Consider the following 25,058-nt stretch of genomic DNA (forward strand, 5'->3'; position numbering starts at 1 on the left):
TGTGATTTACAAAAAAATACACAAAGATTATGATATTTCCACAGGCAATTATATCCTTTTTTTCCTAAACTTTTGTTTGGACTAAATAATTGGAGGATCAAATGAAAAAGCACGACAAAATCATTTCCTTCATCTTCATACTTTTTATGATGGTGACGGCTATTTACTGGGCAATTACAACCGAAAGTTGGACCGTGATGGGCACCCTTGCATCCGTGATCTGTTTCGTACTTTTTGTATTATTGGGGCTTCGCACTATCCCTGTTTTAACAGCATTTGTGCTGGCGAACCCGGGACTCGAAGTGACTCAGGAAATTAGAGAGCGGGATAGAAGGCGCGCTTGGCTTCGAATTATTGGCTGGATATTGGCGAGTCGTATCCTGCTTATGCTCATTGGTTATGCATTTTTAATTATACAGAATGGTTATTCAGGGGGGCTGTTTAGCAAGATTGCCGAGACTTGGCATATATTCGGGATCGATGCTTCACATTATTTAGGGATTGCAGAGAATGGATACGTGACGGAAGGAGATCCGAAGTACCATATTGTGTTTTTTCCTTTCTTTCCAAACTTAATTAAAGTAGTTCAGGTATTCGTGGGAGATTATCTTGTTGCTGGATTCATCGTTTCAAATATCGCTTCTATTGTTGCCGCCTTGGTTGCTTATGAGCTTGCAGCACTAGACATGCATCGTAAGAATGCCATGCGAGTCGTGAAGTATATTTTCATATTCCCTGCCGCGTTCTTCTTCTTCATTCCGATGACAGAAGCGCTATTTCTGGCTTTATCTTTAATGTGTTTATATTTTGTGCGAAAAAAAGAATGGCTCATCGGATGCTTATGCGGTGCACTTGCAGCGTATACTCGTTCTCCAGGGGTGCTTCTGATTGTACCGGTTGCCATTGAATTTGGACGGGATCTGATAGGCAATTATAAATTACTAAATAAAAAAGCGTTTATACATAGAATCACAACTGCCGTTGGCTGTCTCGCTATCATATCAGTAGGTTTGCTGGCTTATCTGTATATTAATTACTACGTCACGGGAAATGCGTTTCAGTTTAGTATTTACCAGCGGGAGCATTGGTCTCAACGGTTCTATCTCTTTTTTGATACCGTAAGATATCAGATGGAATATGCTGTAGGCACTTTTAAGAGTGGAGATCATCGTTCTTTCCTTGGGATATGGCTGCCCAATTTAGTCGCTATATTCTCAGCACTAGTTATCATGTTTAGGGGTGCAAAAAAGATCCGACCTTCATACACCGCCTATTTCATCGTGTACTTTGCATTCGTAGTGGGTGCTACCTGGCTGCTCTCAGCCCCACGGTATTTGCTTGTTGCATTTCCGCTAGCTTTTGCTGCTGTTGCGCTTACGGAAGACAAATCAAAGGATGTTGCGCTTACTGTATTTTCAGTTGTGGGGAGTATATTGTATTTAGCGATGTTTGTGGCAGGATATCCAGTGTATTAATGAATCATGTTAAAATAGGAGAACGCCTAAACGCGTTCTTCTTTTTTGTGTGAATAACCTTATAGAAACGATGGTGGGTATGAAGATTGAGTACGACAATCAGGTGATCGAGTTTAATGTTCAATATGGAAATGGCAAGAAAATCTCCATTCATATAGATTCTTCAGGGCGTATAACACTCAAAGCTCCCAAGAAAACAAGTGAAGAGACGATTAAAAGCGTGGTTGAGCGTCATGGCAAATTAATAGTGGAGAAGCTGCAGAGCATTGAAGCAAACAAAGAAACGCCAAAGCTTAAAGAGTATGAAGACGAGGGCAAGTTCTTGTATCTGGGCAAATATTATTCGCTGCAAGAGCTAATAGAGACAGGGGATTTAAATGAGGAAGAGCTTAAACTGAAGCTGAAGAAGTTCTATTTTGCTAGCTGTAAAAAGATTGTAGGCGAACGGATTAATAGATATCAGACGCAGCTTAGAGTAAAGCCTAAGACCATTGACATTGTTGAGTCTAGAACCAAGTGGGGAAGCTGTAGCTCAGATAAAAAGCTAACCTTTAACTATCGCTTAGCGATGGCTCCAGTGGAGGTTATTGATTATGTAATCATCCATGAACTGTGTCATTTACTTCATATGAATCATGACCGCTCTTTTTGGCGAAAGGTTGGAAGCCTCATGCCGGATTATAAGGAGAAGGAAGAGTATTTAGCTAGATATGGGCGTGCTATGACGCTGTGATCATCAGGGTGTAATTCAAGTAGACCATTTTCTGGTGAATAAAAGAAAGATAAGAGGTAAAACTATTTCCACTAATAGAACTGGAAGAAAATTAAATGCGGAGGTAAATGATGACACAGAATAAAGGAAATTCACAACGCCAGATTCGAGCTTCAATTCTTTGTTTGATCTGTGCCTGCACCGTCCTATTAAGTGGCTGCTCTAATGCTGCCAATGAAACCACACAAGTAACCCCAACGCCTACAACAGAAGCCACTGCACCTGTGGCTACGAACAATGCAACAGAACAACCCAATGCATCATCCGGTACCAATACAGAGGGGCTTCCGGCGGATGTTAGCGTTCAGAGAGTCATTAAGGAAGTCACTTTAAAGGATGGATATCATAAAAAGATTGAGCTGCTGACTGATGGCGGCAAGCGGGTTACCATTACGGATCCGAGCCAAAAGATTGTTTTACAGCAGATTGAATATGATGGAAAGATTACTACGTCTAATGGTAAACAGGTTACCGTTAAAGTCGAAGATGGGGGAGAGCAGACCATAACCATCCCTGATCATGTAGTGATCGAAGATGAGGACAAGCTTGGATTGATGCCAGGTGTTGATATCGAATGGACAGTGAATGCCGAGGGTCAAATCGAAAGTGTTGAGCTGGAGGATTAAAAAGATATCGGGGTGGCTAGATGAAATTTCTAATCGTTCTTGGCAGTATAGTGGTACCCATTGTCATGCTAATGATACAACGGAAATGGATAAAGTGGCGCATTGTATTTAATGTGGCTTCTGTGTTGTCTGCGCTTATCTTAGGTAATATTTCTGCCCTAGCCATATATGAAATATTAAGGGATAACACGGTATTTATGACTTCGATCCATGCGATTTTTTTGAATCCAATGTTCCTTCTAACGGGAGCCTATCTTGGAGTATATCTGGTCTATCGCTTGATGTTGATGACGTATGAAGAAGTTTATGTATGATGTAGTTAAAAATAGGAGTGTCCCTGTGAAGGGACACTCCTATTTATTTTATACAGTGAAAGCTAAGAAGACTTTCCTACAACACTAGTGCCACTCTTCGTGATCTTGTAAGTAAGGATATCACCATTCCAGAAGTGGAATTTCAAGATGACCTCTCCATCTTTAACATCTTTAAAGAAGGCTGGGAGCAGCTTGATTTCTTTCGTGTTATACGACGGTGAGAAAGTATTGCCGAACTCCTTGAATGGAGTCCAATCTTGAGGGCCTGCATTGCCGCCAGCGGTATAGACAGCCTCCATCGTGGCAAGCTGGTTGCCATTAAAAGTAGTCGGAATCGCAAACGATTCAGTCGTACCTTTGGCATCACTTAATTTGGCAGTGTCATTCACGATGATCTTTAGTCTCCACGCAACGCCTTTGTTGAATTTCAGCGTTAACACAGCATTTTCACCGTATTTTTGGGAAGCTGTGAGCTTTTTAAGTTGGCTGGCCTTGAGTGTAAGCTCCTCGCCATTTAAGGTGTAATCTTTGCCTTTAGTTAGATATTTGCCATTTACACTAATGGTAGTAAGCTTATTTCCGTTTAGATTAAGCTTCACTTTGGTGTCTTTGATGGTTGCACCTTTTTTAAGATAGACCAGATCGCTTTCGGTACTGGAGGAACGTTCCTTCAGACCGGACATTAATACACCCTGCAGCTCGGAATCGGACCACTTATATGTTTTGCGGTTGAAATGCTGCCCATTATCCCAGAGCATAGAGGTCATTTTCTTTTCTTTTAAATAATAGGTAAGGTACTCGAAGAATTTCAGCTTCTCGCCTTGTTCAATCACACCTGTATCTTTATCGAAGCCCAGTAGTCCAAACTCACCAACGATAACCGGAATTCCTTTAGCTACGAATGTGTTGTAAACGTTATCAAAAGTTTGGGTGATATCGTTTTTTGTATCTTTTTCAAACGTGGTATAGCCGGCGATATTCACACTGAACGGCCAGAAGCCATAGAAGTGAACGGTAGCAATTATATTCGGATCGTTGAGAGCTATAATCGTTTTGTAGAGCTGATCCATTCTAGGCTGCGTAGGAGAAGTCTCTAATGAAGGTAGAACTAGCGGACGTACATCATTCTTTCCACCGGAGTTCCGAACGATTTGATGGAAGGAAGTGTTGAGTTCTGTAAGCATTTGCTCCATCTTCGCTTCATCGGTGCTTCCGCCATCTGTGAAGCGGGGTTCATTGATGCTTTCGAACATCAGCTTATCGGATTTATCCTTGAAGCGGTCCGCAATTTGAGTCCATGCTGCGTTATAACGCGCGAGCGTTTCATCATGCTTCTCTTCCATATGACTTACCCATAACCAGGAGTCGTGATGGACGTTAATCATTACATAAAGCTTGGCGTCCAGCGCCCAGCCGACCACTTCTTCGACACGATCGAGATAGGCTTTTTCAATGGTGTAGTTCGGTGCTTCACCTATGTGTGAATCCCAAGTGATAGGAATCCGGATACTTTTGTAGCCCTGTGCGGCAATTTTCTTAATCAGTTCTTGGGTCACACGCGGATTTCCCCAGGAGGTTTCATCCTCACCTGTAGCATCTAGAGTATTGCCAAGGTTCCATCCGGGCTGCATATCGTCTACATAGGATTGGATTTTACTCTTTGGTGCTGCTTTAGCTTGTTGCTCGTCCTTGGTAGCAGCGGCGGCAATGGATGAGAACAAAGAGAGCAGAAGAGCGGTAACAAGGGTCAATGATAAGAAGGATTTCTGGATTCGAGTAGTCATTGAATTCTCCTTTGTAAGATCATTTTTGAGGATGCTTAAACCTGACCTTTCCTCAAGCACTTTGGTACGTAGATGAACACTGGCACCTCCATTTTTTTGTTGTAAACGCTTACCAAATACCCTAACATAGAACATTTGTAGTGAGTACCTTACTAATTTGTGGTAAATTCATATGGAAATTAGTGATTTGAATTGATTCCAAAAGTCATGGAGGAATAACCAGTGAGCAGATTTCATTACATAGGCTCGTCTACAGAGCTTCCGTTAGGAGAAAGAGGCAGTGTACTGTCAGAAAAGACATATGATGAAGTGAAAAATTCACCAGAGTATAAGAAACAAAGAGAGGCTCTGCGCCTGCAAGGCATAATTCCTTTGGATGACATCGCAGATCTATCTCATTTAAGAGATGAGGACTGTCTTGTATATGACTCGGAAGAAGATGCAGCGGGTATTTTTATAGAGGAACTTGGGTATTGGAACGATGAGATTCGCAAGCACTTTCGAAGTCCGTTTGTGTATCGGATTTCACCGAATTGGGGCGGCTTCTCTGTATCCCCTAAGCTAAAAGATACTCTACCGGGATCGTATAACGCCTCACTCAAGTGTTGCCGGGAGTTATTTAAACTTATGACAGATATCGGAGTAGCTGGTACCGAGTTTGAGCTTTATACTTGCTGGGCAGAGGAGGAAGGGCACCCACGTAATAAAAAGTATGACCGAATCTTTGATTTGGCCTCTTTGTCACTGGAGGATGGTTTTGAACTGAGAGAAAAAGAGTATATTGTGGTTAAAATGGTTTGATATTCAATAGATTTATCTCCAACTACTTGTTATACAAAAAACAAATATTGCATGACAAAAGCATCTATATTAGATATGATGAAGCATGGAAAAATTAATATTAGCAATAGGTGCCAATTATGAATGTTTCGGAAATACAATCATAGATTGGTTAAATGGAAAGCGGGTGTGAATCCCGCGCGGTCCCGCCGCTGTGAAAGAGGAGTCCTTGCAAGGTACCACTGGGAAACTGGGAAGGTAGCAAGGGTGATGATACTTGAGCCAGAATATCAGCCTGTTTCTGATACACCGTTAAACTCTACGAGCGATAGAGAGGTGTTTGATATAGTATATGCCTGCTAATGTTGCGGTTCACTATCTTAAACCTCTTGACGTTATGTTGAGTGGTTTTTTTGTAGTGTTAAAAAGTTTATTCTGTTTTTTATCATAGGAAAAGAAGGGAAGGGTTATGGAAACATGAAGAAAAATAAGTTTTTAGCTTGGTTACTCATTGTAGCTGTATTTATCACGACGTTCTCTACAAGTGTAATCCCGGCTCATGCGAATGAAGCAATTGCCGATAGTGCAGTTGTAACAACAGAGGTTGATCAAGCTCTAGTAGAGCAGATTAATGCGTTAGTACAAGAGCCAGATACAGAGAAGCCTACGATTTTGATAGAAGGTATACAAGATAAACAGGAAGTATCCAGTAAAGATGTAAGCTTCAAAGTAGTGGTTACAGACAATGTCTACAAAGACATTATTCCAGTAGTAAAGCTGAACCAAGTCGTTCTGTCAGCTACTAATGGTGAGTACAAAGCATCTCTTAACCCGGGTAGTAACGTAATCGCAGTAACGGCTGTGGATGGCGCAGGAAACAAAGCAGATAATGTAACCTATCAGGTTACTTATAAAATCACTGCCAAAGAACAGTTAGATAAAAGCTTGGCCTACATCGTTAACACCGTAAAGAATCCGTCATTTGGAACAGGCAGCGGAGAATGGTCGATTCTTTCTCTAGCACGTGCGAACTACAAAGTACCTAACGGTTATTACAATCTCTATTACAACAATGTAGTTACGAAAATAAGTTCGATGATCAAAGAGGATGGAAAACTCGACGCTAACAAAAGCACAGAGAATTCCAGAGCGATTCTAGGCCTTACCTCTATCGGAAAAGATATCACGAATGTTGCAGGTCATGACCTAAGAAATGCACTCGCTGATTATCAATATATTCAGAAGCAAGGGAACAACGGTCCCATATTTGCTCTGATTGCACTAGATAGTTATAACTACGAAATTCCAGTATTATTCCCTGATCCTGATGAGAAGGGAGTAATCTATCAAAGCACAAGAGAAAACCTGGTTCAGTACATCTTGGATAGAGAAGTTAAAAAAGGTGCAGCAGATGCTGGAGGCTGGGCATTAGGTGTAACCAAAGCCGACGTCGATATGACCGGGATGGCGATGCAAGCACTTGCACCTTATTACGCAAAGGATCCTAATGTAAAAGCTGCCGTGGATCGGGCGATTGCATGGTTATCGAGTGTACAAAATAATCAAGGCGGATTCACAAGCTGGGGAAGCACAAGCAGTGAGAGCATCGCACAGGTTGTTGTTGCCTTAACTGGCGTAGGCGTAGATCCGCACAGTGACCCTAGGTTTATTAAAGAAGGAAATTCACTTATAGATGCTTTACTTAGCTTCTCTGGGCCGGATGGTGGATTCAAGCATATTCTCACCGGTAAAGTAGACGCTATGGCTACGGATCAAGGTACATATGCACTCGTATCCTATGATCGTCTGATTAATAATAGCAAACGTCTCTATGACATGACTGATGTTCAATTAGAACAGCCTACTACCGTTGTAGCAAAACAACAATTAAATAAAAACCTTGCCTATATCCTAAACACTGTAAAGAATCCGTCATTTGGAACAGGCAGCGGGGAATGGTCGATTCTTTCTCTGGCACGGGCCAATTACGAGGTTCCAAGTGGCTATTACAATCTTTATTATAACAATGTAGCTACTGAAGTAGCTAAGCTAATGAAGGATGGAAAACTCGACGCATCGAAAAGTACTGAGCATTCCAGAGCGATTCTAGGACTTACCTCGATCGGAAAAGATATCACGAATGTTGCAGGCTATGATCTAAGAAATGCACTTGCAGATTTTCAATATGTTCAGAAGCAGGGGCTTAATGGTCCTATATTTGCACTGATTGCCTTAGATAGTCATAACTATGATATTCCTGTAGTAGAAGGCGTTACAGATCAAACCACAAGAGAGAAACTGGTTCAGTATATTTTAGAAAAAGAAGCACCGACTGGTGGATGGGCGTTATTTGGTACTAAAGCCGACACCGATATCACCGGAATGACGATGCAAGCACTTGCACCTTACTATGCAAAGGATCCTAATGTAAAAGCTGCTGTGGATCGGGCGGTTGCATGGTTATCGAGTACGCAAAATGATCAAGGTGGATTTACAAGCTGGGGAAGCACAAGCAGTGAGAGCATCGCACAGGTCATTGTTGCTTTAACTGGTGTAGGCGTAGATCCGCACAGTGACCCAAGGTTTGTTAAAAAAGGAAATTCGCTTATAGATGCACTGCTTACCTTTGCTGATCAGGATGGTGGATTTAAGCATATTCTCACTGGTAGAGTAGATGGTATGGCTACGGACCAAGGTACGTATGCACTTGTGTCTTATGACCGTCTAATCAATCATAGTAACCGTCTTTTTGATATGACTGATGTGGTAATTGAACAACCACCTGTACAACCAGAGGGTCCGAAAGAATTCCCGTTACCTTCTGGTGATAAGCCGGAAGTTATAATCAATGATGATGCTCATGATTATATCGTTCCGATCAGCGCCGGAGATAGCAACAAGGAAATAACGGTAGTTATTCCTAAAGACCAACAATCGAAGGTTAGTGTTAGTTTACCTAGTAACAGCGACCTTCCTCAGATTGAGGCTGCCAAAGGTGACGTATCTGTAGTCATCCCTAAGGGTGCGAAAGTGACAAGCGGAGATGCCTCTGCGATTGAACTGATGTCACCTTTAACAGGCACAGAAGCTGCACTAAAAGATAGTCTGAATCAGATTATTTCTCAGGATAAGAAGCTGGAGAGCATTATTCATGCTTTTTCCATGGGTGGCAGTGCAAGAGTAGAATTCAGTCAATTTATTACGTTAACCTTTAAGGACCTTAAAGGAAAAGATGCAGCTTATATTCAAAATGGTACACCTCATGCGATTCAAAAATTTGCAAGCGATGACTTAGGCTTTGCAAGCGGTAAGTCTGAGTATGCCTATGATAGTGGAAATGATTTAATCGTAAAAACTAATCATTTCACTGATTACATTGCGTATTCCTCCAGTGCAGTACAAACGCCTGGTGGTGACGGTAATGGTGGCAATGAAGGTGGAGGAACCACTCCATCGAAGACATACGTAACCCTATCCGTGGATAAGCTTACGATTAAGAAGGGATATGTTGTTCCATCTGTACAGGTAGAGCTACAATCTGGTGACACAGTATGGTCTGTACTAGAGAGAGTGCTAGATAGCCGCGATATCGACTATAGTTATTCTTGGAACAGTACATTTGGAAGTGTGTATGTTGAATCCATAGCTGGTGATGGAGAATTTGACCATGGTAGCGGTAGTGGATGGATGTATAATGTGAATGGAAATTATCCTAATTATGGTGCATCTTCATATAACCTAAGCGCTGGGGATAGAATTCAGTGGCGTTATACTACGAATTTGGGTGCGGATGTAAATGCACCGATGCCAACCCCATCTGCGACACCAAAACCAAGTGGTACTCCTGCTCCGGGTGGGGGAACTAATCCGGAAGCCAGTAGTGTTCCGAATGTGAGTCCATCTCCAACAGCGACTCCTAATGGCATTGAGCAACTGTATAAAGACGCCGATAAAATTTCACCATGGGCGTTCTCAGCGATTGAAACAGCTACAGTAAAAGGGTACATCCAAGGTAACAATGGTCAGGTTAATCCGAAAGATCATATTACAAGAGCAGAGTTTACTAAGATTCTAGTTTCTGCATTAGAACTTGATATTAAGAGTGACAAAGGCATTACCTATAAGGATGTCGCTCTGGGTGATTGGTTCTATCCTTATGTGAATGCTGCGCATAAAGCAGGTTTAATTACAGGCTTTAATAATGAATTTAAGCCAAATGACAAGATTACTCGCGAGCAAATGGCAGCCATTATTGTCAGAGCATTATCAATCCCGGCTACGAAGCCAGGGACAGCCATTAAAGATATCAATACCGCGTCCGCATGGGCTAAAGCAGATGTGGAAACCATTGTTGCCACCGGACTTATGTTAGGTGATAATAATCAGTTTAAGCCTAAAGAGCTTGTAACGAGAGAAATGGCAGCTGTTGTTGCTACTAGAACCCATGATTATAAGAGTGGCGACAAAGCGGTTAGTCCATATATTCAGAACACAGCAGCCTTTTTGCAAAAAACAGTAACAAACCCGGTCATCGCCTCGGTTGGCGGGGATTGGACAGTGTTCGGGCTGGCACGTTCTGGTGTGAAGGTTCCAGATAGTTATTACGCTAAGTACTATGCGAATGTAGAAGCAACCCTTAAAGAAAAAGCTGGGAAGCTGCATAGCGTAAAATATACGGAATATGATAGAGTTATTTTGGCATTAACTTCAATCGGCAAAAATATTGATAAAGTGGCGGGTTATAACTTACTGGAACCGCTCGCGGATTTTGATACTGTAATCAAGCAAGGTATTAATGGACCTGTGTTTGCGCTGATCGCACTGGATAGTAATCATTACGACATTCCAGTAGTTAAAGATGTAAAGACGCAAACAACAAGAGAGCTGCTCATTGATTACATTTTAGGCAGAGAGATCAGCGGTGGAGGATGGGCATTAGGCAGTAATGCTACTGAGGCTGATCCGGATATCACTGGGATGGTTATTCAAGGCTTAACCCCTTATTACAAAACGAATGCCAAAGTAACGGCTGCTGTAGATCGTGGAATAACTTGGTTATCCAAAACACAAACAGCAGACGGCGGCTTTGCAAGCTGGGAGTCTACGAACTCCGAGAGCATTGCTCAGGTGATTGTAGCTTTAACTGGACTTGGTATAGATCCGCATAAGGATTCCAGATTCATTAAAAATGGACATTCAGCGGTAGATGCGCTGCTTGGCTTTGCTGCAGCTGAAGGTGGTTTTTATCACGTGAAGCAGGGTGGAGTAGGCAACGGAGGCGCGAAACCAGGAGAAGTAGATCTTATGGCTACGGATCAAGCGATGTATGCACTGGTTGCTTATGATCGGTTCGTTAAGGGTCAGACGAGTCTTTATGACATGACAGACGTTAAATAGAACTATATTTAGAAGAGATAAGCAAGGGTAGCGTGTATACCCTTGCTTATTATTTAAGGTGGGGAACTTAAGAAATGAACAAGAAAAAATGGCTAACAGCGATACTAATTATTGGTGTGTTGGCGATTGCCTTCTTTTGGGGCGGGAATTATCAGAAGAGCCCGAACAAGGTTGCAAGTAACATTGCAGAGTCTCAGGTTGTAGAATCAGACAACACGGCTTCGAATCAGAATGTTGATGTAGAGCCCACAGCCTCAAGTGATGCCGAGACAACGGAGATAGCACCTACAGCTACGCCTGGCGAAACAGCTAAGCCCGTTGAAACGGTAAAACCAACTGAAGAGGTAACGCCGACCGAAACTGCGGTAACAGATGTTGAAAAGCCGACCGCAACACCTAAATCGGACATACAGGCACAACCTACCGCAACACCGAAAGCGGCTAAAACGTCCGTGCCGGAAACGAAAGCGACGGCAAAACCAGTAACCAAACCAGATTCAAAAGTAGCGACAACAGAAACCAAGCAGGAACCGAAAAAGGATAAATTCCTTACCGATCCAGTGCCGAGCGGGAAACCTAAGCCCGTGGAATGGCAAGATGCAACAGTGGATAAGAAGAAGCAATTAACGGCTACATTGTCCGTCTCGGCGGCAACGATTTTAGATAATATGGATATTTTTAATAAGGATAAGCTTGAAGTATTGCCGGCAGATGGTATCATTTATAAAGCGCAGAAGGTAACCTTTTATGAAGGTGAGTCTGTGTTTGATGTTTTGTTAAGAGAGATGAAGAAGAATAAAATCCATATGGAATTCAGCATGACGCCGATCTATAACAGTAATTATATTGAAGGTATAAATAACCTGTATGAATTTGATGCTGGAGAGCTTAGTGGATGGATGTACAAAGTTAACGGCTGGTTCCCTAACTACGGCAGCAGTCGTTATGTTCTTAAGGATGGCGATGTCGTTGAATGGGTATACACTTGTGATTTAGGTCGAGATGTAGGTGGTTATGTAGCCACAGGAGGAGCACAGAAATAATGAAGGATAGCTTTTCTACCTTTCATCCGTTTGTGAATTTTCTATATTTTGTTGTGGTATTGCTGTTTAGCATGGTGTTCATGCATCCGATATTTCAGGTGATTGCCCTTATCAGTGCAGTGGTCTACTCCTTTATGTTAAAAGGAAAGAAAGCCGTTCGATTTAATCTGCTGTACATGGTTCCTTTTCTACTATTTATGGCGATTATGAACCCTGTTTTTAATCATCAAGGGGTAACGATCCTGTTCTATTTGAACAATGGAAATCCCATTACGAAGGAATCCATTCTTTATGGTGTAGCAGCGGCGTGCATGTTTGTGACGGTAATCATCTGGTTCTCCTGTTATAACGTCGTGATGACCTCGGATAAGTTTATTTATATATTCGGAAAAATACTGCCGGCACTGTCGTTGATTTTTTCGATGGTGCTTCGTTTTGTTCCTAGATATTTAGCGCAAATCAAGGTGATTTCGAATGCCCAAAAATGCATAGGCCGGGATGTCACACAGGGAAATCTCCTCGCTCGAGCACGCAATGGGATTACGATCCTATCGATAATGACCACCTGGGCTCTGGAAAATGCGATTGAGACGGCGGATTCTATGAAGTCAAGAGGATATGGATTGCCTGGACGTACAAGCTTTTCGATCTTCCGTCTAGATGCCCGGGATAAAGTAGCCCTCTTGATCTTGACAGGCTTAATTGCGATGGTAGCCATCGGCGCAGCGATGGGTGAGAACACGATGAGATATTATCCGTCGATTAAAGCGAGCGCAATTACACCTTTTAGTATCCTTGTATATATCGCTTATTTTGCGCTATGTATGATCCCTGTGCTCATCAATATGGTGGAGGCAATGAAATGGAAATCTATCGAATCGAAGAACTAAGCTTTGCTTTTCCTGAACAAGAGCAGATGGCTCTTTCGAATATCAATCTTACGATTGCAAGCGGAGACTTTATTACTGTGTGTGGAAAGTCAGGCTGCGGCAAAAGTACCTTACTAAGACAACTGAAAACAATCCTAACCCCACATGGCAAACGCCAAGGGGCGATTTATTATAAGGGTCAACCTGTAGAGGAGATCGATCATCGGACACAGGCAGCAGAAATCGGTTATGTACTCCAAAGTCCGGACAATCAAATTGTGACGGATAAGGTGTGGCATGAGCTGGCTTTTGGTCTTGAAAGCTTAGGTTATGACAATTCTACGATTCGTTTACGCGTGGCTGAGATGGCGAGCTTTTTCGGAATTCAGACCTGGTTCCATAAAAGTGTGACTGAGCTATCAGGTGGCCAGAAGCAATTACTCAATTTAGCGGCGATTATGGCTATGCATCCCTCGGTTCTAATCCTTGATGAGCCTACCTCTCAGCTAGATCCTATCGCGGCTTCCGATTTTTTGGAGACGGTCAAGAAGATAAATCGCGAGCTTGGCACAACCGTTATCATGACCGAGCATCGTCTGGAGGATGTTCTTCCGCTCACAGATCGGCTGATTGTGCTGAATGAGGGCGTTGTAATTGCTGATGATACCCCGCAAAGGGTGGGCGAGGCCTTAAGTAAGCTGAATCATCCGATGTTCCTGTCCATGCCCTCACCGATGCAGATATACGCAGGCGTAGAAAATGGCTTAGCATGGCCTGTTACTGTGAAGGAAGGTCGCCAATGGCTGGATGCTTTTCTGAAGGATAAGACACCTGCACTGATGACAGAATCTCAGCCAAGCATGAAAGCGGACGGCCCTGTTGTCATAAAGTTCAAAGATGTATGGTTTAAATATGATAAACACGGACCCGATATCATAAAAGATTTGTCTTTTGAAGTGAAGCAGGGGCAATTCTACTCTATTGTTGGTGGAAATGGAACGGGGAAGACGTCGACGCTGTCGCTGATGAGTGGCATTCTTCAGCCGTACAGAGGGAAGGTTCTAATCGGTGGGAAGAATCCAGCGAAGATGAACGCCAAGGAACTGTTTACTAACAATCTGGGTATTCTCCCGCAAAATCCACAAACCTTATTTGTGAAAAAAACAGTCGAGCTAGATCTATTCGAAATGTTATCCCAGCTTCCTTTAACGAAGGAAGAAAAGGTGGCTAAAGTCGAGGCTGTGGTTAAGTTCGCAGAACTGGAACATCTCCTATCGATGCATCCGTATGATCTTAGCGGGGGAGAACAGCAGCGTGCGGCGCTGGCTAAAGTGCTTTTGTTAGAGCCAAAGATTCTGCTGCTGGATGAACCGACGAAGGGACTGGATGGGCCTTTTAAAGAGAAATTAGCTTTATTCTTACAGAAGCTTAATGCTGAAGGTGTTACCATCGTAATGGTTTCGCATGACGTTGAATTTTGTGCCAAATATGCGGAAGTTTGCGCCATGTTTTTTGATGGAAGTATCATTACTACGAATGAAGCGCAGAAGTTTTTTGCGGGAAACAGCTTCTATACGACTGCCGCCAACCGTATGGCGCGTCATGTATGGAGCGAGGGAGTAACGATAGAGGGTGTGATTGATTTATGTCAACGAAGCAGGTGACGAGTCGTCGTTTGAGTCGTCGAACTTTATTAGCGGGACTGCTAATCTTTGTAGTTATTCCAGCTACAATTTTGTTAGGCATTTTCGTCCTAGATGATCGCAAATATTACTTTATTAGTCTATTGATCGTCCTCTATACAATGATTCCGTTTGCGATGGTGTTCGAGAATCGGAAACCGCAGGCGAGGGAATTGATCGTCATAGCAGTGTTAGCAGCCATTGCCGTTGCTGGACGCGCAGCCTTTTTCATGCTGCCACAGTTTAAGCCAGTAGTTGCTATTGTCATCATTGCAGGGGTGAGCTTGGGGGCGGAGGCAGGGTTTTTGGTGGGCGCTGTTGCGGGCTTCGTCTCTAATTTCTTTTTTGGTCAGGGACCTTGGACGCCTTGGCAAATGTTCTGTTTTGGCATTATTGGTTTTCTGGCGGGCATTTTCTTCAAGAAGGGTCTGCTTAAAAAGACTAAGCTGTCTCTCTGCATTTTCGGAGGGCTAGCTACTTTCTTGGTATACGGAGGCATCATCAATATAGGCTCGCTGATGATGTTCACTTCAGAGTTCTCATGGTCGGCTTTGATGACCACTTATATTTCCGCCTTTTGGTTTGATATGGTGCATGCGATCTCCACGGTGGTGTTTTTGTTTTTTATTGCTAACCCTATGATTGAAAAGTTGGATCGGATAAAAACGAAGTATGGGTTGATTGAGCCTTAGGGTGTTTGTGCGGGGTGTTGTGCGCATTGCGCTGGCGGACGCTCCGCTTTTCCACAATCAGTCCGTTCTCTCCGCTGCCATCAGCGCGAAACCCAAAACACAAACAACCTAAAGGGCTTAATGAACCCACCTTCGGTTTTTAGCCGAAGGTGGGGAGGTAGTGACTAGTGGCTGTGATACTAGCAACTGAGAAACATAATGGGAAGAGAATATACCCAGTGGCGATGCTCCTAGATCTAACCTAACAAAAACAGGCGATGCTCCAGTAACCGGAGTATCGCCTGTTTTTTGCTTCTTAGACAAATGTAGCCTAACGATAATTGACGTCCCCACTTCAACGGAATCGTCTAGCGCTATGCTTCCCTGATGAAGAAAGACATTCTTCCCTACCATTACTCCCTCCTCCATCGCAACGGACAATTGGCCGTGGCACACATAAAACAGCTCGAAATCATACAGCTTCCTTCCCGGGAACAAGCGGAGCGCGACCATCTGGAACTGCGCGTAATGAATGGAGGGAGTCCACTCATGGAAGGGGAATCGCTTGCGGACCGGATGTTGGAGCGGGGGCATGGTGGGGCAGCACCTATATAGAATTAGATAAAATAACGGAATCGTGCAAAAAGTAACTTTCATAGCTAAATAAAAATCTCCATCATTCTTATATAATAAAGGTAATAATAAGACAAAAGTTGTTCTATTGTAATCCGGAATAGTACAAATGAAAGAAAAGGATATTCATGAAGAAAGGGATTAACATCTGTTTATCCCGCCTAATGGCACCCTTGAATTTATCCCTTAGCTGGCGGATACATTGTCCGTAAGTCCAAGCCGAGGCGGAATCCGCAGCCTAACAAGGAAGCTTGGATCAACATAAAATAACCTCTATGAGTGAGAAGAATAGGATGGATGCATCGTGAAAAGGTATGGGGCAGTCGTGATAGGCTGTGGTTATATGGGCTCACTTCACTTGGATGCCATATCAAAGCAGGAGAGGGTCCGGTTGATTGGTGTCGTAGATTGGAACCAGGGCAGGGCCTCCCAAGTGGCAAGCCAATACGGAGCCGAGTGTTGGAGTACAGATTACCGGGCCTTGATAGAGCGAGAGGATGTGGATATGGTCATTATCGCCACGTACCCGTCCTCCCATCTGGAGATTGCAAAAGCATGCCTCGCGGCAGGAAAGCATATCCTATGCGAAAAGCCGATGGCGGGCAATGCACGGGAAACGCAGGAATTCATGAAGCTGGCCCGTGGAGCCAAGACCAAGGTGCTGATCGGTCACATCCTTCGTCACAACACCACTTACCAGGCAGTTATGAAGATGATCCGGGAGGGTGCTATCGGCTTCCCCCTGGTTATTCGGTTAACCCAATTGAAGCCCTCCAAGAATTGGGATTCCCATCTGTCCCTGCTCCGGGACGTCTCACCGATTGTGGATTGCGGCGTCCATTATATCGATGTGATGCGTTGGGCCACAGGGGCGGACGTGGTAAGCGTCAACGGGATCGGGCAGCGTCTCTATGAAGAAGTCCCGCCGTACACTTACAATTACGGACTCATGACCCTCCGTCTATCGGATGGCTCCATCGGCTACTTCGAGACAGGGTGGGGCAAGGGGATGCCGACTGACAACCGGAAGGAATTCATCGGACCGGCTGGCCGGATCCGTATCATCTACAAGAATGATCGACCGCGAGAGGAGCAGCATCTGGGAAATCTGGTCGAGGTCGAAGACAACCGGAAAGGAACGGTCCAGAAGATCAATATGGACTTCTCCGTGAAGCCTACGGGTGCCCAACTGGACTATTTCCTATCTATGCTGGAGAACAACTTGCCCGCTATACCGGCAATGGAGGATGCCTACCGGGCAATGGAGATCGCTCTCCTGGCCGACCAGGCAATCCATGAAGGAATTACGTTACCTTGCGCGAAATAAGGGTGGAAGGGAGGAGGCGCCCGCCCGAGAGGGATATAGAGCGGGTGGTCTCCTTCATCCGCATTACAGGTAACGCAGAAGGCTGTGCGAAATCTCGGGGATCGAGACTGCGTATTGAAAAACCGGATAAACGCGGGTCTTAATAAACAAGTTAATTAATGGGGTTGTTTTGCTGCATTAGCCCCAGTAGGACTCCGAACGGAAGGGAATGAACCATGGAAAGAAAATTGGAAACCTTAGTAATTTCTCACCTGACAAATCAGACGGATGTTTCACATACAGAAGAAGTCCAGATCATCAAGCAGTATCAATGGCTTAAAGAGTATAGTCCTGTCGTTACAGCGAGATTAAATTACAGTCAGGAGGATCTAAAGCTTCAGTTTAAGGTTTACGAAAAGAATCCAATACGAACATATAGAAACATGAATGATCCCGTGTATAAGGATAGCTGCATCGAGTTCTTTTTTCAGCCTAATCCGGATTCGGACCAGCGCTATATGAATTTCGAATTTAATGCGAATGGCACAATTCTCTTGCAGATAGGAGCGGATCGGTATGATCGCTTCCCAATCACTATCAATCCGGCGCTTTTCCGCATCCTATCCACCACAGATCAAATTAATGCTAAAGGGGAAGCGTATTGGGAATTAAGCTTTTCGATCCCATGGACTTGGGTACAATCTTATTTTCCGGATTTTCGGGCAGTGCCGGGAAAAAAGATGAGAGGAAACTTTTACAAGTGCGGCGACGATACGACCTATCCACACTTTGGAACATGGAGCAGAGTTCATTCGAACAAACCAGAATTTCATAGCAGCAGTGATTTTGGGATTCTGTACTTAGAGTAACTGCATAACATAGTGTTAATGAATAACTTCCGAAGCCGCATATGCGGGGTTGGAGGTTTTTTATCTTTTTAGGGAAATTAGTTTTGTTCTAAGACAAGGGTAGCCTAACGATAATTGTCGTTCCCTCTCCAACCGCACCGTCCAACGCTATGCTTCCCTGATGCAGAGAGACAATTTTTTTAACGATCGCAAGTCCGAGGCCATTGCCATTGTTGTTTCCGTTACGCGACTTGTCTATTTTATAAAACCTTTGGAATACGGCGTTGAACTCTTCCGGGGAGATCCCGATTCCATTATCGCTGATAGTGACGGATACTTCTGCTGCATTACGATCTATACTGATGCGGATTTTCCCGCCTTCCGGTGTAAACTTGATGCTGTTGCTGAGTAAATTCATCCATACTTGCTTCAGTTGATCTTCATCGCCCATAATTTTGACAGCTTCCGGTAGTTCTAAATCAATAACAATGCCTTTGGCTGACCATTGCGGCTCACAGGTTACAACGATTGTTCTAATCTGCTCATCAAGATTGAAGGGACTTGCGTTGAAGGGATGATGTTCAGAATCCAGAGATGCGAGCTTCAGTAGATTATCACTTAGCCTCGACAGTCGTTCACTCTCCGCAATGATGATATCAAGATATTCACTGCGTTCCTCTTCCACGATCAAATCATGGTTCTGCAACGCTTTGGCAAAGCCGGAAATAGACGTAAGCGGTGTCTGGATTTCATGAGAAACGTTGGATACGAAATCCTGCCGCATCTGTTCTAACTGTTTAAGTTCTCCTGCCATCTCTACATAACTTTGTGTTAATTCCCCGATCTCGTCTATTCGGTTCACTTTAAGCTCCACCTCGAAATCACCCTTGGCCAGCCTTTTTGTCGCATTCGTTAGTGCTTTGATCGGCTCTACCAAATATCTAGCGGCAATAAGAATGCACACACTACCCAGTAAGAGCACGAGTAATAGCACAAAGAGCACCATCCGATTGACGATATTTTCGTTCTCGGCAGAATACTGCAAGAACATCGCACGCCACTCTCCGTCCAACATAAAGGGTATACCGATAAAGATATCCTTATCTTTCGCAGAAGAGCGGTAGAGCTTTCCTTGCAGCACTTGTTTGACAGCTTCGGGGGGGACAGTGACAGCCGGACTACCCTTGAGCCCATAAAAGGTATGTTCTCCGGCATGATTGTACAGGTGGATAGGGTGTGCGGATACCTTAACCATACTATTCAGGAACTCATCCGTATCCATAGGTTTGGCGTCATCATAGCGGTGAATGATTTCTTTTCCCACTACGATCATTTCATTCTGCCCCTCGTAACTTATTTGTTTCTGAAAGACATACAATCCAATGAAAAAGGAACAGATTAGACTAAAGATAATGATGCCTAGAAACGTGAGAATGACACGTACATACAGAGTCTTGATCATGGCGTAGGAATCAGCCTGTATCCCAGGCCGCGGGCCGTTTCGATTTGAAATTGCTCGTCGTTGCCGCTGAATTTCTCCCTCAACCGACTTATATGCACATCTACAGTCCGTCCGTCTCCTTCATAATTCAATCCCCAGATTTGAAGAATCAACTGTTCTCTTGTAAAGATTTGCCCGGGGTGACTGGCCAACAGAAACAGAAGCTCAAATTCCTTCAAAGGAATCGTGACCGGTTCTTCACCGCGCGTGACCTGGAAAGTACGGCGGTTGAGCAGCACATTACCTAATTGCACAGACTGTGAAGAAACGACCAGCGAGCGTTTAAGCAAAGCTTTTACTCGCATCACGAGTTCAAGCGGATCGAACGGTTTGGTTAGATAGTCATCTGTACCCAGTTGAAAGCCTTTCACTTTGTGTGCAGATTCCGCTTTAGCCGTCACCATGAGGAGGGGGATGTTGGCATCAGACCGCCTGATTTCTCTGCAGAGATCCCAACCATCCAATCCTGGCATCATAATATCTAGAATGACGAGATCAACTCGCGAGTTCTCTATTATGGACAAGGCTTTTGTACCATCTCTGGCTTCTTTAAGTTCAAAACCTTCTTTTCGCAAAAATAAAGACATTAGCTTTCGGATGTTATCATCATCATCAGCGATAAGTATAGTAGCCACGATTTTCCTCCTCTATTAAGCTTTCATTATATCTGATTTGTTCTTGGGAGTAATGGCGTTATCCGAACTGCCAACCCAACAGGTTCCAATAGTAGAAGAACAGAGTCATCGCCACAGCCGAAAGCGCCACTAACGTATAATGCACACGCTTGAAAGCTGTCCAGTATTTATTCTTCCAAACCAATATAGCCGAGATTAGCAAAGCTAAAGTCAGACCAACCAAAATGATTGGCATAACTAAACTGAGAGAAAGCGAAAGCCTGATTCCGCTGAACTTCTGCATTATGTCCATGGACATAACCACCATAAATAACGTGACGAAAGATAGCAGCGCCCAACCAGCAGTTCCCGCAGACAGTCGGATGGCCCATTTTTCCGGAGGCGTCATCGCCTTAATCTTGCGTCTGGAGAAGAATAGTCCGAGCAATGCAGTGATGAGAATCAACCCCGAGAACCCTAGTACGATAAGCCAAAATTTATTCTGATCCAACAGTGGCGTACGCTCCAGCTTCATATCCGGGATCATCCCTAAGATCATATGTGTAACTTTACCGGACTCATTCGTGCGGAAGGCAATTTGTTCGGTGCCTCCCTCGAGTTGGAACAGATTCGGGCCGACTTCACTATACAATTGTTGCTCACTGCCACTTCCCAAGGATAGCTTATTATCCTCAACCGAGACGTTCAGCTGGGCAAAAAAGTTGAAAAACTTATCAATATCACTGATGTTTCGGCGTGTGAATTGATAGGCTCCTGCATATTTCTGAATAGATTCATCAGAAGCAATGAATTCAGGCTGCTTTACATCAGGAGAAGGGTAGTAGCGGTTGAAAAAGGCTTGGATGAGGCCTGCTGCTGAATCGCTTCCCTCACCGCCGTTGTAGGATACAAAGATGCCTACATCCTTGGCAGGCACAAGATACAATTCTGTATTGAACATGGGGTCGGAACCACCATGAGTGATCAGTGTGAGATCATTGATTCGTTTCTCTGCGAACCCTAGATCCACTCCCGGCAGACGTTTATCGAATTGAAATGCCGTTGAATGCATTAGTTCTGCCGTCTCGGGTCTCAGAATCTGTTGGCTACCATATTTCCCATGCTGTAGATGTGCAATCATGAAGTGCGCCATATCTCCTGCAGATACGGTACCAGAGCCGGCAGGACGAAAACCACCCTCAAATGTAGGTGTGCCAGGTACAAAGCTGCCGTTTTCGCTGTTATACCCCACAACTTTGTAGGGGATGAAGGAATCCGGTAAAGGCTCTACAACAGTCGAATATTTCATGTCGAGCGGATTGAAAATATATTTCTTTATATAATCATTGTAAGGAACACCGCTAACTTCCTCTACAATTAGCCCTGCGAGTGTAGCACCGTAGTTTGAATAAGAACTTATCTGTCCGGGTGGTCTTACCCGTGCCAACATATGCTTATTGAGAGTTTCCGAGATTGACCCCGGCAATTTTGCAGGGTCTGTAGTGATTTGATAACCAACGCCACCCTCTTCGAACCCTGCTGTATGTGTCATCAAATGGCGCATCGTGATCGGTTCAGGATAAGTAGCAGGGATCTTTACTGATTTCAGGTAGGTATTAATATCCGTGTCCAGATCAATCTTACCTTGTTCGACCAACTGCATCACTGCTGTCCAGGTGAATAACTTAGTCGTTGAAGCAATTCGAAACATGCTGGTTGTCGGGTCAACTGATTCAGCTTTTTCCAGATTGGAACTGCCATAACCTTTCGCCAAAATAATTCTGTCGTCCTTTACGATGGAGATGACCGCTCCCGGAATTTGTAGCCAATTCATATCTTCTTCCATGATCCCATCTACGAAGGCAGTTAGACCTGCGGTATCATCGAGATTGGCAGGTGCTTCAGTCTGAGTTATGGGTAGCGCGGTTTGATCCGTCCGGGTCTCGGCCGATGCTTGTTTCCCGAAAAACACTAGGTTCGTACCTAATCCGGCGCTAATTACAACCAATAGGGTGAGACCAGCGATTAGTCTTTTTTTCATAGATGTTAACATTATTATCCTCCGTATTATCATTTATCGGGATTGGATGATCATCCACCTAACGCTTATAAACATTATCAGAGTAGTGTGAATGGAACGTTAACAAGACTATTTTCATCAGAAGGAAATAAAGACAATTAGGTTACTGAGAATAATACATAGAGAGTTAACGAAAATGAAAGATCTAGGCATGGAAGGATTTAAAGAAAGATGGGATTCAGATTTTCCGATAAACGCCTAAAATGGGCTATCTGAAACTATTCATAAATCAAAGTAAACAGCGGTAGTCAAGGACGTGATTTCATTGTCCTTAGCTATCGCTGTTACTATTAGTGTCAGTCTGCTCTTCTACACTTTCCCGTTTATCGATTAGCGGTAACGCTGTGCGTGGCATTCCCCACATTATTTCGCCGATGGGTGACCTCAAGGGCGGAGAGGTCGCCATCCAGCGCTTTGAGTCCGGGGAGTAACAAGGCTGCGCTAGCACATAACATTGGAAGCAGTCCAGCGATTAGGAACAATACAGGCACACCGTAGTGCTCAGCAATTGCGCCGCCTGCAAAAGCGCCAAAAGGCTGTAAGCTGCCTCCGATCAAAAAGCGAATAGAATTGACTCTTCCTTGCAGATTACTCGGAACTAGGCGTCCGTGTAATGAAGAACTTAAGGAGCCGAAGAAGGGGCTTAAGGTTCCGGTTGCAAAGACGGCAGCGAGAGCAAAAGGAAAACTAGGAACTAACCCCCATAGCGAAGTCACTAAACCTATGGTCCCCAGACTGCCGAGCATGACAAGCCGCCTTTTTTTAATTTCCCCTATCATGGAAATCACACTTAGCCCGACCAATGTTCCAAGAGCGAAAACTGTACTTAGAGTACCCATCGTCGCCGCATCGCGGTGGAGCACTTCGCGTACAAAAGGGACCATCATCGTCCAGACGGCAATTGAGCTTAAATTACTGATGGAGGCCATGACCATAATCATTAGCATTGCAGGGAATTGTTTATAGAAGGTAAAGCCCTCGGCTATTTCACGAACGTAAACGGAGAGGGAGAAACGGCCTTGGGCTGGAGAGGCTTTCGGCAGCTTTTGCAAGCTGAGTAGGGTAATGATGGCGGCTAAGTAACATAACATGTTGATGCCAAGAGCTGGCAGCGCTCCACTGGCAGCGGTTAACGCACCGGCTAATGCAGGTCCCAGCAGAACTGCTGCGCTTTTGCTCCCATCAATGATAGCAAAAGCCCGCACCAGCTTCCGGCTGTCGGCAACGCCAGGAATAACAGCCATCGCTGTTGGCATGAACAGTGCGGCACAGGCGCCGCTGAGGCTCGCGGCAACAAAGAGATGCCATAGCTGCAGTTGGCCAGCCAAGCCCATGCCGAGTGGCAGTGCTATGGCTAGCAATCGAATGGCTGCCAAGGCGGCCATAAAACGGACCCGGTGCAATCGGTCGGACAGCGGTGAGCCGAGCAGGCGTAGCAGCAGTTCAGGTATGCCGGAGCTGAGCGCGAGGACTCCCATCGCTAGCTTAGATCCCGTCAGCTCATAGACGAGCCATTCCATAGCCAGTAAGCCGAAAGCATCTCCAAAAGCGCTTAAAGTAATGGTCGAGAGTAGACCATAATAGCTGCGTTTTATCATAGCTAGGTAGCTCCTTTTTTTATGCTTAACTCTCCAGATACGTCCCGATTTGCTGGGGCAGCCCATTTAAGGCTTCTAAACGCAGGCTGTACGAAGTGCTTTTAACATTGGTATGGACAATGACCAGTCCGGCTGCGCGCAGCGCAATAAGATGGTAGTGGATTGTACTTTTGGAAAGTCCCACCTCACGCACGATTTCCGTGAAATTCAGTTGTTTGCCTGTGAGTAAACGAAGGATATACAGCCGCGTCTCATCCGACAGCGCTCGGGTAAGGCGGAGTAGTGCTGGAGCAGGCCGTCCAGCTTCCGGAGGGAGAACATCACAAGAGTAGTTAGTGAATACGAATTCATCATACATAGAGGTAGTAACCAATGGACGAGCATGATATTGCGGAATAATAATGACCTGCTTCAGATGCTCAGTTGGATAGAGGCGCATTCCTTCGGTTGCTGCTTCAAAGACGTCCATGTCATTGTTACCGTTCAACGTCGCTCTTCTTGATTCGGCTTCCTGTTCAAGTCCCTTGATGATATTAGGGTCAATTCCACTGAAGTATCCCGCATTCCATTCGCGCAAGATGTCAGAGGCAGTGTCTCTGAGTTCCGCAAGGTTAGAGGGAACCGATTGACCGAAACGTCCGGAGATTTCATACAGTTCGCCCGAAGATAAGCCGTCGAACCAAACCAAAAAGCCTTCTACCGAACGCTCCCCCGGACAAGACCAAATATAGGGAGCCAAACTGAAATCATCAAGTTTCTTAAAGACCTCTTGCATTTTACGAAGCAGCATTGGCGCGAATCTTGCTTGAACATCGCGTACCCAGAGCTTGCCGGAATCCATAGCAGTATGGTTTTGCTTGCTTAGAAAAGCGGTCATACTACTAACACATTCATACATGGGTGCAAAATCGACTTCTACTTTATATTCCATGACTTGCTCCATTCCTTCAGTGAGTTACTGAATCAGAATTAGTTCTATAAATATAGAACTATTAATTGGTTTCATTGTAAACGAACTAATCATTCTTTTCAATAGCCATTAGACTGAAAAATAAGAGAATTTTT

General features: G+C 44.4%; 20 protein-coding genes and 1 riboswitch. Of the genes, 13 read left to right on the top strand and 7 right to left on the bottom strand.

All coding sequences use genetic code 11. From position 1 onward, the window contains the following. The first annotated feature begins 101 nt into the window (after nucleotides 1-101). From ACN6MV_RS04130 to ACN6MV_RS04145, 4 genes are all read left to right on the top strand, one after another. Entirely contained in the window at nucleotides 102-1,475 is a 1,374-nt protein-coding gene (locus ACN6MV_RS04130; protein ID WP_419885773.1) for a hypothetical protein, read from the top strand. Between the two features lie 79 nt (nucleotides 1,476-1,554). Beyond that, nucleotides 1,555-2,208: a SprT family zinc-dependent metalloprotease gene (locus tag ACN6MV_RS04135; protein ID WP_339291233.1), complete on the top strand. Its 654-nt coding sequence runs from the start codon at nucleotides 1,555-1,557 to the stop codon at nucleotides 2,206-2,208. A 107-nt stretch (nucleotides 2,209-2,315) separates the two neighbouring features. Beyond that, complete coding sequence (locus ACN6MV_RS04140) at nucleotides 2,316-2,873, top strand: hypothetical protein (RefSeq protein WP_419885774.1); 558 nt, start codon at nucleotides 2,316-2,318, stop codon at nucleotides 2,871-2,873. A 20-nt stretch (nucleotides 2,874-2,893) separates the two neighbouring features. Then, nucleotides 2,894-3,187 (top strand): hypothetical protein, encoded by a 294-nt coding sequence (locus ACN6MV_RS04145; RefSeq protein ID WP_042124198.1) that lies wholly within the window; start codon nucleotides 2,894-2,896, stop codon nucleotides 3,185-3,187. Between the two features lie 62 nt (nucleotides 3,188-3,249). Here the strand turns inward: ACN6MV_RS04145 and ACN6MV_RS04150 are convergent, their stop codons facing one another. Next, a complete protein-coding gene (locus tag ACN6MV_RS04150) occupies nucleotides 3,250-4,971 on the bottom strand; it encodes a cellulase family glycosylhydrolase (RefSeq protein WP_076120098.1) in 1,722 nt (573 codons plus the stop codon). A gap of 222 nt (nucleotides 4,972-5,193) precedes the next feature. Between ACN6MV_RS04150 and ACN6MV_RS04155 the strand changes: the two genes are divergently transcribed. From ACN6MV_RS04155 to ACN6MV_RS04180, 6 genes are all read left to right on the top strand, one after another. Then, the gene (locus tag ACN6MV_RS04155) at nucleotides 5,194-5,772 is read left to right on the top strand and encodes a hypothetical protein (RefSeq protein WP_076120097.1); all 579 of its coding nucleotides are present in this window, start codon (nucleotides 5,194-5,196) and stop codon (nucleotides 5,770-5,772) included. A gap of 91 nt (nucleotides 5,773-5,863) precedes the next feature. Then, a riboswitch (cobalamin riboswitch) is annotated at nucleotides 5,864-6,065 on the top strand. Nucleotides 6,066-6,228: 163 nt separating this feature from the next. After that, nucleotides 6,229-11,148, top strand: coding sequence for an S-layer homology domain-containing protein (locus tag ACN6MV_RS04160; RefSeq protein ID WP_419885775.1), 4,920 nt, complete (start codon nucleotides 6,229-6,231; stop codon nucleotides 11,146-11,148). 74 nt (nucleotides 11,149-11,222) lie between these two features. Continuing rightward, nucleotides 11,223-12,191, top strand: coding sequence for a DUF4430 domain-containing protein (locus ACN6MV_RS04165; protein WP_339289252.1), 969 nt, complete (start codon nucleotides 11,223-11,225; stop codon nucleotides 12,189-12,191). Beyond that, the gene (locus tag ACN6MV_RS04170; RefSeq protein WP_419885776.1) at nucleotides 12,191-13,081 is read left to right on the top strand and encodes an energy-coupling factor transporter transmembrane component T; all 891 of its coding nucleotides are present in this window, start codon (nucleotides 12,191-12,193) and stop codon (nucleotides 13,079-13,081) included. Before ACN6MV_RS04165 ends, ACN6MV_RS04170 begins: the two co-directional genes overlap by 1 nt. After that, nucleotides 13,054-14,724, top strand: a complete 1,671-nt coding sequence (locus ACN6MV_RS04175) for an ABC transporter ATP-binding protein (protein WP_419885777.1) — start codon at nucleotides 13,054-13,056, stop codon at nucleotides 14,722-14,724. Before ACN6MV_RS04170 ends, ACN6MV_RS04175 begins: the two co-directional genes overlap by 28 nt. After that, nucleotides 14,706-15,434 carry an ECF transporter S component gene (locus ACN6MV_RS04180; protein WP_076120093.1) on the top strand — a complete coding sequence of 243 codons (729 nt, stop codon included), beginning with the start codon at nucleotides 14,706-14,708 and terminating at the stop codon, nucleotides 15,432-15,434. The genes ACN6MV_RS04175 and ACN6MV_RS04180 overlap by 19 nt, the downstream gene beginning before the upstream one ends. A gap of 117 nt (nucleotides 15,435-15,551) precedes the next feature. Here ACN6MV_RS04180 and ACN6MV_RS04185 read toward each other — a convergent pair whose 3' ends face one another. Beyond that, the gene (locus ACN6MV_RS04185) at nucleotides 15,552-15,827 is read right to left on the bottom strand and encodes a hypothetical protein (protein WP_375104818.1); all 276 of its coding nucleotides are present in this window, start codon (nucleotides 15,825-15,827) and stop codon (nucleotides 15,552-15,554) included. Between the two features lie 33 nt (nucleotides 15,828-15,860). Here ACN6MV_RS04185 and ACN6MV_RS04190 point away from each other — a divergent pair, with 33 nt between their 5' ends. The 3 genes from ACN6MV_RS04190 to ACN6MV_RS04200 all read left to right on the top strand — a co-directional run bounded on the left by ACN6MV_RS04190 (nucleotide 15,861) and on the right by ACN6MV_RS04200 (nucleotide 18,221). After that, a complete protein-coding gene (locus ACN6MV_RS04190; RefSeq protein WP_419885778.1) occupies nucleotides 15,861-16,028 on the top strand; it encodes a hypothetical protein in 168 nt (55 codons plus the stop codon). 343 nt (nucleotides 16,029-16,371) lie between these two features. Beyond that, on the top strand, nucleotides 16,372-17,373 hold the full coding sequence (locus tag ACN6MV_RS04195; RefSeq protein ID WP_269321989.1) for a Gfo/Idh/MocA family protein: 1,002 nt from the start codon (nucleotides 16,372-16,374) through the stop codon (nucleotides 17,371-17,373). Between the two features lie 215 nt (nucleotides 17,374-17,588). Next, nucleotides 17,589-18,221 carry a carbohydrate-binding family 9-like protein gene (locus ACN6MV_RS04200; RefSeq protein ID WP_419885779.1) on the top strand — a complete coding sequence of 211 codons (633 nt, stop codon included), beginning with the start codon at nucleotides 17,589-17,591 and terminating at the stop codon, nucleotides 18,219-18,221. An 88-nt stretch (nucleotides 18,222-18,309) separates the two neighbouring features. On the opposite strand, the gene ACN6MV_RS04205 is transcribed toward ACN6MV_RS04200, so the two are convergent. The 5 genes from ACN6MV_RS04205 to ACN6MV_RS04225 all read right to left on the bottom strand — a co-directional run bounded on the left by ACN6MV_RS04205 (nucleotide 18,310) and on the right by ACN6MV_RS04225 (nucleotide 24,924). Next, nucleotides 18,310-19,533: a HAMP domain-containing sensor histidine kinase gene (locus ACN6MV_RS04205; protein ID WP_419885780.1), complete on the bottom strand. Its 1,224-nt coding sequence runs from the start codon at nucleotides 19,531-19,533 to the stop codon at nucleotides 18,310-18,312. Between the two features lie 125 nt (nucleotides 19,534-19,658). Further along, complete coding sequence (locus tag ACN6MV_RS04210; RefSeq protein ID WP_076120088.1) at nucleotides 19,659-20,336, bottom strand: response regulator transcription factor; 678 nt, start codon at nucleotides 20,334-20,336, stop codon at nucleotides 19,659-19,661. Nucleotides 20,337-20,394: 58 nt separating this feature from the next. Continuing rightward, entirely contained in the window at nucleotides 20,395-22,368 is a 1,974-nt protein-coding gene (locus tag ACN6MV_RS04215) for a serine hydrolase domain-containing protein (RefSeq protein WP_419885781.1), read from the bottom strand. Nucleotides 22,369-22,718: 350 nt separating this feature from the next. Continuing rightward, on the bottom strand, nucleotides 22,719-23,993 hold the full coding sequence (locus tag ACN6MV_RS04220) for an MFS transporter (RefSeq protein ID WP_419885782.1): 1,275 nt from the start codon (nucleotides 23,991-23,993) through the stop codon (nucleotides 22,719-22,721). A gap of 25 nt (nucleotides 23,994-24,018) precedes the next feature. Further along, on the bottom strand, nucleotides 24,019-24,924 hold the full coding sequence (locus tag ACN6MV_RS04225; RefSeq protein ID WP_419885783.1) for an ArsR/SmtB family transcription factor: 906 nt from the start codon (nucleotides 24,922-24,924) through the stop codon (nucleotides 24,019-24,021). Nucleotides 24,925-25,058: the final 134 nt, after the last annotated feature.

Source organism: Paenibacillus sp. B-A-8 (assembly GCF_048572915.1).
Taxonomy (GTDB): Bacteria; Bacillota; Bacilli; order Paenibacillales; family Paenibacillaceae; genus Paenibacillus_AQ.